The sequence below is a fragment of the Rhodoferax sp. genome, assembly GCF_030646845.1.
GTDB lineage: Bacteria > Pseudomonadota > Gammaproteobacteria > Burkholderiales > Burkholderiaceae_C > Rhodoferax.
Window position 1 is genome coordinate 1 of sequence record NZ_JAUSLE010000033.1, and the last position, 14,425, is coordinate 14,425.

Below are 14,425 nucleotides of genomic sequence, written 5' to 3' on the forward strand. Positions count from 1 at the left end.
GCATTGTTGCGCCCGGCTTGTTCGACCTGGCGGTGCGCTTGCGCGAGCCTGGCCACGAGCACGCCCGCATGCTGGAGTCGGAAATGGCGGCCGCCGTGGCGGGTGGCGTGACCAGTCTGGTGTGCCCGCCCGACACCGACCCGGTGCTGGACGAACCCGGCCTGGTCGAAATGCTGCGCTTTCGGGCTGAAAAATTGAACCAGTGCCGCGTTCACCCCTTGGGCGCCCTGACGCGAAACCTCGCCGGTGAAGCGCTGACTGAAATGGTGGAGTTGAGCGAGGCCGGTTGTGTCGCCTTCAGCCAGGCCGAAGTGCCGCTCGCTAATACACAGGTGCTGCTGCGTGCGTTTCAATACGCCAGCACGTTCGGCTATGCGGTCTGGCTGCGGCCGCAAGATTTCTTCCTCGGCAAAGGTGTCGCGGCCAGCGGCGCGCTCGCCACCCGCCTGGGCCTGAGTGGCGTGCCGGTAGCGGCGGAGACGATTGCCCTGCACACTATTTTTGAGCTGATGAGGGCCACCGGCGCCCGGGTACACCTGTGTCGGATCAGCAGTGCGGCCGGTGTGGCCCTGGTGCGCCAGGCCAAGCTGGATGGCTTGAAGGTGAGTTGCGACATCAGCATCAACTCGCTGCACCTGACCGATGCCGACATTGGTTACTTCGACAGCGCCGCCCGGCTCAACCCGCCCTTGCGCCAGCAGCGTGACCGCGACGCCTTGCGCGCGGGTCTGGCGGACGGCACCATCGACGCGCTGGTCTCCGACCACACGCCGGTCGATGAAGACGCCAAGGCGCTGCCGTTTGCGGAAAGCGAGGCGGGTGCTACCGGTGTGGAGCTGCTTCTCAGTCTGGCGCTGAAATGGAGCATGGACAGCGGTGTCACTCTGGCGCGCGCCCTGGGCGTGGTCACCAGCGGCCCGGCCGATGTGCTGGGCGTGTCACTGGGCAAACGTCAGGGCCGTGTCGGTCGTCTGGTGGTGGGTGGTGTGGCCGATCTTTGCGTATTTGATCCGCAGGCTGCCTGGACGGTGCAGCCCGGCACCTTGCGCAGCCAGGGCAAACACACGCCGTTCTCGGGCTACGAGCTGCCAGGCCGCGTGCGCTGCACCCTGATCGGTGGGCAAGTCGCTTACGAGTCTGCTGCGCGGACCCAGACCTGAGCCACCCTTTCAGCCATTGAATACGCTCAAGGCCTGCTGGAAGCTGGCGCGTGCGCTGCTCCATATCGTGGCGGGTCTGCTGACCATCCTGCTGGTGTTTCCGCGCCTGTCACAGGAGAAGAAGGAAATCCGCATTCAGGCCTGGTCCATTGAAATGCTGGGGTGTCTTGGAATCAAATTGGTGGTGACGGGGCAGCCAGTCCGGACCGGGCCCATGATGCTGGTGGCCAATCACATCTCGTGGCTGGACATCACCTCGCTGCATGCTGCGCGTTACTGCCGCTTCGTGTCCAAAGCCGATGTCCGGCACTGGCCGGTGATCGGCGCGCTGGCCGCTGGTGTCGGCACGCTGTTCATCGAGCGCGAATCGCGCCGCGACGCCATGCGCGTGGTGCAGCACATGGCCGAGAGCTTGGTTGCGGGCGATGTGCTGGCCGTGTTTCCCGAAGGCACGACCAGCGATGGCTTGAGCCTGCTGCCGTTTCACGCCAATCTGTTCCAGGCCGCCATTTCGGCGGATGCGCCGGTGCAGCCGGTAGCCATGCAGTTCATTGATCAGGCCAGCGGACAGCGCAGTCTGGCGCCGTGCTACATCAACGACGACACCCTGATGGGTTCCATCTGGCGCACGCTCACCGCGCCGCCCTTGTGCGCCGTCGTGATCTTTGGCGATCCACAGTCAGCACAAGGGCGTGACCGCCGGACCTGGGCGGCGGACGTGCGCGACACCATTACAGCGATGCGGGCTTCGTCCTAGGCTTGCTGGTTTTTATTGCTATTAATTTAATAGCATATAGCGCTTTACCCACGTGGGCTAGAGGCTGTTTTCTTATAAAAATCGCTCACCCAGCGCAGGGTCGCTGGGCTGATACATCGCTGGTGTCACGCCTGGCCCACTAACTTCGAGCGGCGCTGGCGAGCAGTGGTCGGGTACTGTGTTCGCAAGGCATGCGACACAATCTCCCGTTGCTGACCGAGGATTCGCGGTCGAAGGTCACCACGTGGTCTACCTGGGCGCGAATGCCGATCCACTCGCCTATTTTGTGGTCGTGATGGCTGGGTACATGCGCCATGACGGTGTCGCCGCTGGCGAGCCGCAGGGTGTACAAAAACTCGGAGCCGCGAAACGCCTTGCGAATGATCTCCGCCTTCACCGGCGCGTCGTCGTCATGCACGATGTCATCGGCGCGCAGCAACACATCGCATGCCCCGCCAGAAAAAGCGCAGGGCAGCGGGCATTCGGCCACATCCGTCAGATCGCCCAGGGGCGTCTGCACCACCACCTGCTGGTTGACCTGGCGGATCACAGCCGGGGCAAAGACGCCATGGCCAATGAACTCAGCCACAAAGCGGGACGCGGGACGATGGTAGAGCGTATAGGCGTCGTCCCACTGGTGAAGCTGCCCTTCGTGCATGACGCCGATGGTGTCGCCAATGGCAAAGGCCTCCAGCTGGTCATGGGTGACGAACAGGGCCGTGGTCTTCGCTGCCTTGAGGATGGTGCGCACCTCGTGCGCCAGGCGCTCGCGCAAGTCCACATCCAGATTGGAAAAGGGCTCATCCAGCAGCAGCAGGCGGGGCTTGGGCGCCAGTGCACGCGCCAGGGCGACGCGCTGCTGCTGACCGCCCGAAAGCTCGTGGGGAAATCGTTCTTCCTGGCCTGACAGGCCCACCAGTTCCAGCACCTCTGCCACGCGCTCTGCACGCGCCGCCCGGGGCAGTTGGTCGATGCCAAAGCCGACATTGCGCCCCACACTCAGATGGGGGAACAAGGCGTAGTCCTGAAACACCATGCCAATCTGACGTGCTTCCGGCGCCAGGTTGAGCTTGGCGCTGCTCACCACCTGGCCTGCCAGTTTGATGACCCCTGCCGTCACGGGCTCCAGCCCGGCCACGGCACGCAGCAAGGTGGTTTTGCCGCAGCCCGATGGCCCAATCAGAACCCCGATGTCGCCCGCATGCAGGCCAAACGACACATCACGAACGGCCGGCTGGGTTCGACCGGCGTAGGCAACTTTGAGTTGTGAAACCTCTAGGAACATGAAAATCATTGTAGATGCTTACAATTCTCATTTGCACAAAGTCGGATAACCTTTTTCATGCTGTTTCGCCGGCTTCGCCAATTCATGTTGTTGATCCTGACGCTGGCGTTCATGCTGCCGGTGGTCGCGGTGTTCGCGTCATGGTCGCCGTGGGGTGAGTCCGGCGCCGTTGCCGCGCAAATCCTGCGGGAGATGAGCGGCACGGTCTTGCCCGACTATGTCTGGACGACGGTGCGACTGTGCGTGATGGTGGCCGTCGGTGTGGTGCTGGTCGGTTTGTCGGCGGCTGCCACGGTCACCATGTTTGAATTTCCGGGTCGCCGGGTCTTTGAGTGGGCCTTGTTGTTGCCCCTGGCGATGCCCGCCTATGTGGTGGCGTATGCGTACACCGATTTTCTTCAGTTCAGCGGCCCTCTGCAGACTTTCCTGCGCACGGTGCTGGGTGTGGAGGGGCGGGTGTTCCCCGAGATTCGCAGTCTCGGCGGTGCCGCCTGGGTGTTTACCTTTTCGCTCTACCCCTATGTGTACCTGCTGGCACGCACCGCACTGGGTGAACGGGCTTCGCATCTGATGGAAGCCGCGCGCCTGCTCGGGGCACCCATGCGCCGCCGCGTTCTGGAAGTAGCCTTGCCGCTGGCCCGCCCCGCCGTGGCTGCCGGAGCGGCCCTGGCCTTGATGGAAACATTGGCGGATTTTGGGGTGTCCAGTTATTTTGGCATCCAGACTTTTACGGCAGGCATCTACAAGGCCTGGCTGTCCATGGACAACCGGATTGCTGCCGCGCAACTGGCCACCATGCTCTTGCTGCTGGTGGCCTTGCTGTTGTTTCTGGAGCGCCGGGCCCAAAAGCGCATGCGGTTTTCCGTGGCCCGAGGTGGGCGAGCCGGGGCCATGGATGCGCGGCCGCTGGTATTGCAGGGTGCCGCGCGGTGGCTGGCCTGGGGGGTATGTGGTGCGCCGGTGCTCATCGGTTTTGTCTTGCCCGTGCTGTTCATGCTCCGGCCGCTGGTGGCGGACTGGTCGGTCCTGTCGTGGGGACAGTTTCTGGGCTGGAGCCTGAACAGCCTGCGGCTGGGCGCCATCAGTGCTGTGCTCGCTGTCGCACTGGCCCTGCTGCTTGCATTCAACATGCGCCGTCGCCCGGATGTGCCGACCCGTCTGGCTGTGGAGCTGGTTGGTCTGGGTTATGCCGTACCCGGTGCGGTGATTGTGGTGGGGCTGCTGCTGCCGGTGGGCTGGTTGCAGGCTGTGGCGCCACAGAGCAGTGTGGGTTACGTGTTGACGGCCACCTCGCTCGGGCTGATATGGGCTTACCTGGTGCGCTTCTGTGCGGTGGCGCTGCAGTCAGTGCAAAGCGGCTATGCGCGAATCCCCGCGAGTTTTGACGACTCGGCCCGCATGCTGGGAACGGGCGATCTCGGTCTGCTGCGTCGTGTGCACTGGCCGCTGCTCAAACGCTCCACGGCCGCTGCCGCCTTGCTGGTGTTTGTCGACGTGATGAAGGAGTTGCCTGCCACGATGGTGCTGCGCCCTTTCAACAGCGATACCCTGGCAGTGGTGGCTTACCAACTGGCGCGCGACGAACGTCTGGGTGAGGCCGCCCTGCCATCGCTCGCGCTGGTGCTGGTGGGGTTGCTCCCGGTTATCCTGCTTAGCCGTACGCTGCGTGCGCCATCCCGGTGACATCGGGCTTGACTCTTTTGTTTGTATGGACTCAGGGACAACACCGTTTCTTGCCGTGCACAATAGGCGTATATTCGAATCAATGAAATTTTGAGCGCGGTTTCATGCCGGCAACATTCTTCCTATGGCCAACCCTTCAGTACAAAAGATCCCATCCGAGTTGGACAAACCGGACCAGGTTTTTGACATGGCAGCGGAGTTATTCCGTGTCATGTCAGCGCCCATGCGGCTGAAAATCATCAGTTGTCTTTGCGACGGCGAGAAGAATGTCAGCTATCTGCTCGGCAAGATCGACACCACCCAACCCAATATGTCGCAGCACCTGACCACGCTGTATCAGGCGGGGGTACTCGGAAAACGCCGCGAAGGCGTCCAGATCCATTACCGCATCATCGACGACCGGGTGGCGGCGCTATGCCGTGCGGTGTGCACGCAGATCGAGGTTGAGGGCAACTTCCAGGATCACTGACTGCAAGACTCAGTATCCTGGACCTGACGGCCTCACGGCTTGATATAGACAAAGCCTTCTCTGGCCTGCAGTCTGGCCGCTTCTGCAACGCCTGAAGGGACAATCTTGGTCTCCATCAGGAGCTTGTCGGGAGAAATATTGCGGTCGGTCAAGGTGTTGTTGCAGACCCGGAATTCGACGCCACGGTCGGCCAGCGTGCTCACCGGTGAGCTGAATTCCCGTCCCCGGCTGTCCTTCGCGTCCTGCAAAAGGAAGTCAATGCCGGCCCCATTGGTGACCACTAAAATTTTGGCTTTGGGGTCGGCGTCGAGATGGTTCTTGATGTTGTTCAGCACCGCCGCCGCCGTGTCAATCCCGGTGGTGAGGTGATAGACGGCTTTGACATCCTGCGCGCTGGCGAAGCTGACCCAGGCGGCCAGCAACAAGACTAGAAAATTTTTGTACACGGGTAACCTAAAAAAATGCAGGACCGGCGATCCTGCAGGATGTACTTACAACAGCGTATCGGCCCAGATGTTCTGGGCCCAGTTCCAGGCGTATACGCCTTCCAGCTCATTGGGCGCGCTCGAGACGCCGCCTGATCCGGCTACCGCCTTGTAGGTTTTTTCTGCCGCCACGTACTGATGCACGGAGGCGACGTGAACCACCAGCTTGTCGTTGACAAAGCTGTAGCAGGTATTGGTCAGGACCGGTTGTGGATTGACCTCCATGCCCGACAGCTGGGCGACCACCGCGGCGGCGACGACCTTGCCATGCGAATTGGCCATGTGGCCGGACTTGGGCATGGCAGGGGCCGAGAGCACCGAGTCACCGATGATGTGCACGTCTTTGGCGGCGGTGGATTCAAAGGTCAGGTAGCTCACATCGCACCAGCGCGCATTGGCGTTGGCCAGGCCAGACTTCATGGCAATAGCGCCGGCACTCATGTCGGGCAGCACGTTGAGCACATCGGCCTTCACGTCATTCTGGACCTCAAACTTGACCGTGCCCGTCCTCGCATCCACGGCCATGGCTTTGTGTCCGCCACGGTACTCCAGCATGCCGGCGTAGTTGTCCGCCCAGAACTTCTTGAACAGCGGCCCCTTGGAGGTGACGTCCGGGTTCGCGTCCAGAATCAGCACTTTGGATTTTGGCTTGGCCTTCTTGAAGTAGCTGGCGACCTGGCTGGCACGCTCATAGGGGCCGGGGGGGCAGCGGTAGGGGGCCATGGGAATCGTGATGGCATAGACGCCACCGTCCGGCATGGCTTCGAGCTGTTTGCGCAAAGCCAGAGTCTCCGGACCGGCTTTCCAGGCTTGCAGGATCTGACCCGAGGCATTGGCAGCCTGCAGGCCTTCGATGCTGTTCCACATCAGGTCAATGCCGGGCGACAGGATCAGCTTGTCATAGGCAATCGTGGCACCACCGGCCAGGGTAACGGTTTTCTTGCTGGCGTCGATGCTGCTCACCATGTCCCGGACACGGGTGACACCGTGTTTGCCGCTCAGGTTGTCATAGGGCGTGGTGATGTCTCCCATGGACTTGGAGCCGCCCAGCACCAGATTCGAGATGGGGCAGGAGACGAAGTTGGCATTGGGTTCCACCAGGACCACATCGATTTTGTAGTTGGACAGCATGCGCACATATTTGGCTGCTGTCGCACCACCGTAGCCGCCACCAATGACAAGCACCTTGGCCTTGGAGGGAATGGTGCCCGTCGTGGCGCAGCCGACCATGCCGCCCAGTGTGCCGAGGGCCAGGGAGGCTTGAACAAAATTGCGTCTTTTCATGATCTGTCTCCGGCTTAGCGCTTGGTTGCGGCGAAATACGTGGCGATGCTATCGATCTGTTGATCGGTGAAACCCTTGCTGAGCTGGTGCATCACTGTGGCCGGGCGGGAGCCGTCCTTGAAGGCTTTGATTTGCATGATCATGTAGCTCTTGGGCATGCCCACCAAGGAGGGAATCGCCGAGCCATCCGTCGTACGGCCGTCGGTGCCGTGACAGTTGGCGCAGGTGGCGGCGAGGCCGCGCAAGTGCAGGTTAGCGGCGTCCTGCGCCATCGTGGCGCTGGTGGCGGCCGCTATCAGCAGAGCCGCAGCGAGCCGAATTCTGGTGTTCATGGCTGATCTCCTTCATTGCATATCAATCGATTCGAATGTAGTGAAAGTATCGGCCCATGTCATTCGGGTAAACACGCACAGGTCGGGTAGCTTCACGGCGCCGTCACGGCGGGCAGCCCGCTGGGCATGCGCTGGCTGGCAGGCTTGCCATCCAGCAGGCGATCCGTCAGGCCGGCGCCAGCCCACATGCCGACCAGGGCGATCCAGGCCGTCAGGGCAAAGATGGCGCCGCCGGTGATGCCCGCACCGACAGCGCAGCCGCCCGCCAGCATCGATCCAAAGCCCATGAGCACGGCTCCCGCGATGTAGCGGCGCATGCCGTAGCCGTCGGTGAAACCCTCCAGCTTGAGGTCCTTGCCCACCCAGGCGCCAAGGAAAGAACCAATGAACACCCCAGGCAACAGACCAAAGTCAAACCCGATCGCCGGGGCTGGCGACGACAGCACCCGCATCAGCCATTCTGCGGACGGGCCGCTGAAGGTCAGGCCCTGGACCTGCACCACCTGAAACGAGTTCACCGACACGAGGTAGGTGTACCCCCAGCCGGCGGCCACCATCAGGCCGGTGCCGATGCCGCCGATCCATTTCCACAGACCCCAGCCGCTTCGCACCGAAATGAACAGCGCTGCCGCCAGCCACACCAGCCCAAAGAAAAGTCCGCCCCAGTGGCCTGCGCCCGTGATGGCCAGCAAGTCACGCGAGGGGCCGCCGTCCACCGTCCACCAGGTGCTGATGGTGTTGCGCAAGGGCGCGAGTGACCCGGAAAGTGAAGCTTGCGCGGTCACCGCAAATATCAGTCCCGACAGCAGTGCGCGCAGATTGCCATTGGCGGACAGAATCAGCAATCGGCTGGCGCAGCCCCGGGTCATGATCATGCCGGCACCAAACAACAGGCCGCCGATCAGCGCTCCCGAGAGGCTGCCGCGCGTGGCGATCTGGCGCGCCGTGCTCACATCCAGCGCCTCGGTCAGGATCAGCAATTGAACGCCAACCACCGCACTGGAAAACGTCAGCAGCCAGACAGAGAGCTTTTCACCGAATTTTTGATGCCAGAACTCAATGGCGGCAGCCCGCAGGCAAAACTTGGAACGCTGGGCAAAAAAACCAAACAACGTGCCGATGATGAGCCCGCCCAGCGCCAACGTGACGCTATCACCATAGCGCTCAAGAATGGTTGCCAGATTCATATGGATTTCCAATAATTCAGTATTCGCTTATATTAATGCTAAGTTCAAAGCTAACGCTTCCTTTTGATCTGGCTCAAGCTTATGAGTTTGATCAGAACAATCAGTTCGGGCGGCCCATGTGGCCCTATTGGGAAAACAGATGATGACAAACAATTCTTTCTGGCGGCGCTGTATCGTGGCATTGGGGGCCGCGCTGGGCTTTTTCACGGCCTGGGCTGGCGAAGTGCCCGCCATGGTGGCACAGAAGGTGTCGGCCTCCGCCTGGTATGTCGAGGGCGTATCGGCGCTGGGTTCACCGGCCAACCAGAACTTCATTTCAAATGCAGCCTTTGTCGTGACGCCTGGAGGCGTGGTGGTCATTGATACATTGGGCTCGCCGGCGTTGGCCATCCGTTTGATCGACGAGATCCGCAAGGTGACCCCGCAACCCATCACGCATGTGATCGTGACGCATTACCATGCCGACCACATTTATGGATTGCAGACGTTCAAGGCGCTGGGCGCGCGCATCATCGCGCACCGCGCGGCCAAGGATTATCTGAACTCCGAAACGGCGCGCCTGCGGCTTGAGGTGTCGCGGCAGGAGCTGGCACCCTGGGTCGATGCGCAAACCCGTCTGGTCGAGGCCGACGAATGGATTGAGGGTGACAAGGAGCTTGTGGTGGGGGGCGTACGTTTCCAGATCAAGCCCGTGGGTCCGTCGCACACGCCGGAAGATCTGGGCGTCTACCTGCCCTCCGAGAAGGTGCTGTTCGCCGGCGATCTGGTTTTTCGCAGCCGCATTCCTTATGTCGGCCAGGCTGACAGTCGGCACTGGATCGCCGCGCTCGACAATCTGCTCGCGTTTGATACGGCCGTCATCGTGCCAGGTCATGGCCCGCTGTCCCATGAGGCTCGCAAGGACATGCAGCTGACGCGCGATTACCTAGTTTATCTTCGTGCCACGATGGGTGAGGCCGCCCGGAACCTCGAACCCTTCGAGGAAGCGTACAAGGCCACCGACTGGTCGCAGTTTGAAGCCCTGCCGCTGTTTCGGGTCGCCAATCGCATGAACGCCTACAACACCTATCTGTTGCTGGAACACGAGACTAAATGATGGCAACGCCCGCGACCTTACCCACGGCGGAGTCATTGCCAGATGAACTTGCGCAGGCATTGAAAAAAGGCAGTCCCTTGCTGGTGATGATCAGTCTTGACGGCTGCCCGTTCTGCAAGGTGGCCCGGCAGAATTATCTTGGTCCCATGCGGGAGCAGGAGGGACTGCCCGTGGTGCAGGTTGACATGCGCAGCAACCGGATGATCCGGGACTTCAAGGGAACCCTGCTCACGCAGGATGCCCTGATCCGCAGCTGGGGCATCAAGGTAGCCCCCACCGTGCTGTTTTTTGGGCGCGCTGGTGTGGAAATCGCAGAGCGTCTGGTGGGCGGTTATATCCCCGACTTCTATGGGGCGTATCTCGATGAGCGGTTGCGGCTGGCGCGGGCTGTGCTTCGCTCCTGATTGGCGCGGCTCAGGAAACTGGTTTCACAGCCACTGCGCCAATTGCTCAACATCCTCCGGGAACAGCTGGCCTTTCTCGGCTTGCAGTAGCCGGCCATCACGCCCGCGCACCAGGGTGATGGGCAAGCCTCTGGGTTTGGGCAGCACGCGCTGGACTTCGGGGGTGACAAAAGCGGCGGGAAACGTATATCCCTTTTTCTGCAGGTAGGCCGACGCGTCTTCACGCTTGCGGTCAACCGACAGGGTCAGCATTTGCAGGCCGCGCGAACGCTGGCTCTGCCAGAGCTTTTGCATCTCGGGGCTTTGCAGCGCGCAAAACGGACAGGTGCTGGCCCACCAGTACACCACCAGCACCTGACCCTCGGCTTGTGCGGGGCGGAACACCGTGCCGTCGAGCAGCGATACCTCGGGCAGGTGCAACATAGTGCCAGGCGCAGGCAGGGGCGGCGCCTTGGCTTCGCTGGCTGCGGCGGATTGCGCAAAGAGGGCACCAGAGTGCCCCCATGTCGCGGCGCCGGCGATCGCTGACGCACCGGCCAGAAAGTGTCTGCGTGTAGAACTCATGGTTTGAATCTTATACGCTTGCCGGTCACAACGCAGCCTTCGGTGACACGATCTACAGCCTGGAAGGCCCTTGACGAGCCACCAGCCGTCCCGCCGACACGGCCACGACTTCCCCTTCGGCCAAAGGGCGCCAAGCCTCGCTGCTGAGCGGCACGCTGGCAATCAGCGTTACCTCCTGAAAGCCGGGCGCGATCGACAGCCCCTGGGCTTGCAGCGGTTCATTTCCCTGGCTGCACTGGCGCGACAACATGAACAGACCGGGCGGCTCAATGCGGCCGGTGGCGGACTGGATGCGCCGGTGACCATGTGCAAACAGGACCTCGCCGTCGGCGTAGAGAAAGTTGGCAGGCCCGAGTTCACGCAGATCGGCGGCGAAAGCGGCTACCACGGCAAGCCGGGCTTCGACCCCGGGCGGCGCAATTGAGGGGCGCCAGAGGTCAGACAGCCGCTCCATGAGCGCGCAGAAGGCGTATTCCGAGTCGGTCCCTCCGATGGGCTGAAAACGCGCATGGGTGAATTTGCCGTACTGCTCAATGCCCGGCAGATGGCCGTTGTGGGCGAACACATGCGTGCGCCCCGCCAGTTCGCGCACATAGGGCTGGGTGTTGGCCAGTGTGACGGGTCCCAAAGTGGCGCGCCGGATGTGGGACAGGGCCAGTGTCGTGCTCGGCCCCTGCGTTTCGAGCAAGCGCACCAGCGGGCTGTCGCTGGCAGCTATCGGTTCCCGAAACAGGGCGGCGTCATGGCCCTGGTAGAACGCGGCGCCCCAGCCGTCGCGGGTGCTACTGGCCGGGCCGCTGCGGGCCGTCAGGGCCTCCAGCGAGAAGGTCAGGCGGGTTGCCTGCTGGCTGGACATGGCCAGCAGTTCACACATGGCGTGTTCCATCTATCGCAGCGCGGCCATCGAAGCCCCGCATCACCAGCAAGGCCCTATTCACGCTCCAGCTCAAGATAGGTTCGGCTGGCGTTGCCGGGCATCAGCTCGGCGGCGTTAAGCAGTCGCATGTAGGGCTGCGCGTTGAACGACTTGACCGCGGCACTGACTTCCGCCCCTTCGTCCACTGCCTTTTTCATGTGGGCGCGCAGGGCCAGCAGGTAGTCCCGTGTGTCGGCGGCGGCGGTGGGCAGGTCGGTCACCTCGCCGTGGCCGGGCACGATGTAGCGGGGTTGCAGGTCTTCGATGACCTTGAAGGCGGCCAGCCAGGCCTTGGTGTTGCTCACGGGGATGACGCCGAGCATGCGGTTGACGTAAACAATGTCGCCGCTGAACAAAACCTTCCTGGAGGGCAGCCAGACCATCATGTCGCCCGGCGTGTGGCCACCGCCCCGGTGCCGTAACTCCAGCGTGATGCCACCCAACACCAGTTGCGTATCAAGGCCGTCAATGAACCGGGTTGGCAAGGTCGGCACGGTGCCGTCGGCCCGCTCCTTGAGGGCGGTCGTCAGCCCCGTCAGGTGATCGCCACCGCGCGCCAGCATGTCGGCCCGTGCGTTGGCGTGGGCGATGATCTCGGCGCCCTGCGCCAGAAAGTAGCCATTGCCCAGCCAGCGGTGGTCTTGCCCGCCGGTGTTGATGACCCACTTGATGGGCTGTGGCGTGACGCGTCGCACCGCTTCCTGGATCTTGCGGGCCGACTGGTAGCTGGCGCCACTGTCGATCAGGATCGCGCCAGCCGGCGTCACGATCAGCCCGATGTTGGCGTTCAGGCCCTCGTTGTCATACGTGCGTGCACCTTTGTCGCCGACGTAGGCGTAGACACCGTCGGTCACCGGTTTGAAGTTGACGTCAACGGCATGGGCTGCCGGGGCGAGGATGAGCAGGCCAATGAAAACCATGCGCCAGCAGCTTGTTAGCAATGTTTTAGTCATATCGGCTCTTGGCCCCCGTTGTATAAGCGTATGTAGCTATCATAATAATAGCAACTGGACGGTTGGTCTGACGCCGCATCGTACCGCAGCGCAGCCGTCACCGCGTCAGCGCCATGAACAGTTTTGGAAGCTGCTCGGGCAGGCGTTCAATGTGGTCGATCACCGTGTACTGATGGCCGAAGATGTCGCTCACATACTCGTCGGCCTTGGGGTCGAGGTTGATGCAGTAGGTGAAGATGCCCTGCTGGTCCAGTTCCCTGACCGATTGCCGTGCATCTTCGATCAGCAGGCGCTCGTCATGTGTGTCCACGTCTGACGGTTGTCCATCCGTGAGAATCAGCATGAGCTTCTTGTCGGCGCTCTGGGCCTGCAGGTAGTGGGCGGCGTGGCGCATGGCGGCCCCCATGCGGGTGGAGTAGCCGGCCTCCATGGCGGCGAGCCGTCCCTTCACCTGGTCATCCCAATGCTCGCCGTAGCCCTTGATGTGCAGGTAGCGTACGTCATGGCGCGTGTTGGAATGAAAGCCGGCAATGGCAAACGGGTCGCCCAGTTGTTCGATCGACCAGGCCAGCAGCGACACCGCTTCCTGGCTGAGCGCCAGGATGGTCTGGTCGGAGCCGGCGGGTTTTTCGTTGAGCGATGCCGAGAGGTCCAGCAGCAGCATGACGGCAATGTTGCGACCATCGGTGCGGTGGCTCATGTTGATGCGCGGATCGGGCGTGCTGCCGCTTTTGAAATCAATCAGCGAGCGGATGGCCACGTCCAGATCGAGCTCGCTGCCTTCTTCCTGGTAGCGCACCCGCACCTTGTCCTGGGGCTTGAGCAGGTCCAGCAGACGCTTCAGGCGCTTGGCCAGTGCGCTGTGTTTGGCCAGCAGCGCATCGATCTCGGCGGCGTTGCCGGACGGGTGCAGCCGCTCGTACAGGCTGACCCAGTCCGGGCGGTAGGTCTGGCTGCTGTAATCCCATTCCGGGTAGTGGCGCGGCGGCAGGCCCTTGGCGTCTTCGGCGGCGATCGATTGGCGATGCTCTTCGAACATCTCCTCGTCATCACTGAGTTCGTGAAACCGCCACAGGTGGCGGTTGTCGTCCCGGAAATCGACTTCGGTGTCGGTGAAGAAGGTCTTGGGCAGCTGGTCGCTCTGACGCCGGGTTTTGGCCACGTACGAGAGGGCGAGGCCGGCGATCTCTTCGGTGCTCGATTCGCCTTGTTCCATGACGGCATGAAAGCGCCGCACGAAGTCATTCAGGGCCGCATCCTGATAGCCGTGTGTCGGCGCCTGCGGCTTGTCGAGCAGGGCGCGCGACAGCATGGCCAGGCGGTGCCGCAGGCAGGAATGGGTCTCTGGATCGCAGGCGCCTTCCACCGGCGCCGGGTGCAATGCAATAAAGATGCGGCGCAGCCCCGGGTACTCCCGCATGGCCAGCGTTTCCACCCGCGCATCCTCAAAAAACTCCACCGCCATGCGCTGAAACGGACTGTAATTGTCGGCAAAGATGGCGCTGCTCCAGCGCCGGTGCGCGGCCATGTGGGCGAGTGCGGCGCGGTAGCGGTCCAGGCCGCTGATGCCCTTGCAGTCGTCATAGACGTCAGGCAGACGAATGCCGAGCTGGTCGAAGTAGGGGATCGGCTTGCGCAACTCGTCAAAACCCAATGAGTAAGGCACCAGAAGGTCGGTGTCCTGCCACAGTCCGAGCAGGTACAACTCGAGCTTGCGCATGTTGTCCACCAGCAGCGTGCCATGCCGCTCGCGCTGCAGCACGGCGCGGCTGTCGGCCGACTGCAGGCTGAAGTAATCGCGCTGACGCTCCGGGTGGTGGCTGTAATTGCGCACGCCATAGTCCACCCAG

15 protein-coding genes are annotated in these 14,425 nt (G+C 62.3%); 6 read left to right on the top strand and 9 right to left on the bottom strand.

What is annotated here, in order from left to right; all coding sequences use genetic code 11:
* Together Q7T10_RS08985 and Q7T10_RS08990 are read left to right on the top strand one after the other, a co-directional pair.
* Positions 1-1,160, top strand: a 1,160-nt coding sequence (locus Q7T10_RS08985) for a dihydroorotase (protein WP_304747558.1), incomplete at its 5' end; no start/stop codon positions are given.
* A 16-nt stretch (positions 1,161-1,176) separates the two neighbouring features.
* On the top strand, positions 1,177-1,917 hold the full coding sequence (locus tag Q7T10_RS08990; protein ID WP_304747559.1) for a 1-acyl-sn-glycerol-3-phosphate acyltransferase: 741 nt from the start codon (positions 1,177-1,179) through the stop codon (positions 1,915-1,917).
* Between the two features lie 139 nt (positions 1,918-2,056).
* Here Q7T10_RS08990 and Q7T10_RS08995 read toward each other — a convergent pair whose 3' ends face one another.
* Positions 2,057-3,202, bottom strand: coding sequence for an ABC transporter ATP-binding protein (locus Q7T10_RS08995; RefSeq protein WP_304747560.1), 1,146 nt, complete (start codon positions 3,200-3,202; stop codon positions 2,057-2,059).
* 84 nt (positions 3,203-3,286) lie between these two features.
* Here Q7T10_RS08995 and Q7T10_RS09000 point away from each other — a divergent pair, with 84 nt between their 5' ends.
* Positions 3,287-4,885 (top strand): iron ABC transporter permease, encoded by a 1,599-nt coding sequence (locus tag Q7T10_RS09000; RefSeq protein WP_304747561.1) that lies wholly within the window; start codon positions 3,287-3,289, stop codon positions 4,883-4,885.
* Positions 4,886-5,009: 124 nt separating this feature from the next.
* The gene (locus Q7T10_RS09005; protein ID WP_304747562.1) at positions 5,010-5,354 is read left to right on the top strand and encodes a metalloregulator ArsR/SmtB family transcription factor; all 345 of its coding nucleotides are present in this window, start codon (positions 5,010-5,012) and stop codon (positions 5,352-5,354) included.
* Positions 5,355-5,386: 32 nt separating this feature from the next.
* Here the strand turns inward: Q7T10_RS09005 and Q7T10_RS09010 are convergent, their stop codons facing one another.
* The 4 genes from Q7T10_RS09010 to Q7T10_RS09025 form a co-directional block, all read right to left on the bottom strand.
* Entirely contained in the window at positions 5,387-5,800 is a 414-nt protein-coding gene (locus tag Q7T10_RS09010) for a DsrE family protein (RefSeq protein WP_304747563.1), read from the bottom strand.
* A gap of 45 nt (positions 5,801-5,845) precedes the next feature.
* Positions 5,846-7,123 carry an NAD(P)/FAD-dependent oxidoreductase gene (locus tag Q7T10_RS09015; RefSeq protein WP_304747564.1) on the bottom strand — a complete coding sequence of 426 codons (1,278 nt, stop codon included), beginning with the start codon at positions 7,121-7,123 and terminating at the stop codon, positions 5,846-5,848.
* 14 nt (positions 7,124-7,137) lie between these two features.
* On the bottom strand, positions 7,138-7,455 hold the full coding sequence (locus Q7T10_RS09020; protein ID WP_304747565.1) for a c-type cytochrome: 318 nt from the start codon (positions 7,453-7,455) through the stop codon (positions 7,138-7,140).
* Between the two features lie 92 nt (positions 7,456-7,547).
* Complete coding sequence (locus tag Q7T10_RS09025) at positions 7,548-8,642, bottom strand: YeeE/YedE family protein (RefSeq protein WP_304747566.1); 1,095 nt, start codon at positions 8,640-8,642, stop codon at positions 7,548-7,550.
* Positions 8,643-8,784: 142 nt separating this feature from the next.
* On the opposite strand from Q7T10_RS09025, the gene Q7T10_RS09030 reads away from it, so the two are divergent.
* Positions 8,785-9,738 carry an MBL fold metallo-hydrolase gene (locus Q7T10_RS09030; protein WP_370653749.1) on the top strand — a complete coding sequence of 318 codons (954 nt, stop codon included), beginning with the start codon at positions 8,785-8,787 and terminating at the stop codon, positions 9,736-9,738.
* Complete coding sequence (locus tag Q7T10_RS09035) at positions 9,735-10,142, top strand: thioredoxin fold domain-containing protein (protein ID WP_304747567.1); 408 nt, start codon at positions 9,735-9,737, stop codon at positions 10,140-10,142. The genes Q7T10_RS09030 and Q7T10_RS09035 overlap by 4 nt, the downstream gene beginning before the upstream one ends.
* A 24-nt stretch (positions 10,143-10,166) precedes the next feature.
* Here the strand turns inward: Q7T10_RS09035 and Q7T10_RS09040 are convergent, their stop codons facing one another.
* From Q7T10_RS09040 to Q7T10_RS09055, 4 genes are all read right to left on the bottom strand, one after another.
* Positions 10,167-10,706: a TlpA disulfide reductase family protein gene (locus tag Q7T10_RS09040; RefSeq protein WP_304747568.1), complete on the bottom strand. Its 540-nt coding sequence runs from the start codon at positions 10,704-10,706 to the stop codon at positions 10,167-10,169.
* 52 nt (positions 10,707-10,758) lie between these two features.
* Positions 10,759-11,580 carry a class II glutamine amidotransferase gene (locus Q7T10_RS09045; protein WP_304747569.1) on the bottom strand — a complete coding sequence of 274 codons (822 nt, stop codon included), beginning with the start codon at positions 11,578-11,580 and terminating at the stop codon, positions 10,759-10,761.
* Between the two features lie 56 nt (positions 11,581-11,636).
* On the bottom strand, positions 11,637-12,575 hold the full coding sequence (locus Q7T10_RS09050; RefSeq protein ID WP_304747570.1) for an MBL fold metallo-hydrolase: 939 nt from the start codon (positions 12,573-12,575) through the stop codon (positions 11,637-11,639).
* A gap of 97 nt (positions 12,576-12,672) precedes the next feature.
* Positions 12,673-14,425, bottom strand: a 1,753-nt coding sequence (locus Q7T10_RS09055; RefSeq protein WP_304747571.1) for a nitric oxide reductase activation protein NorD, incomplete at its 5' end; no start/stop codon positions are given.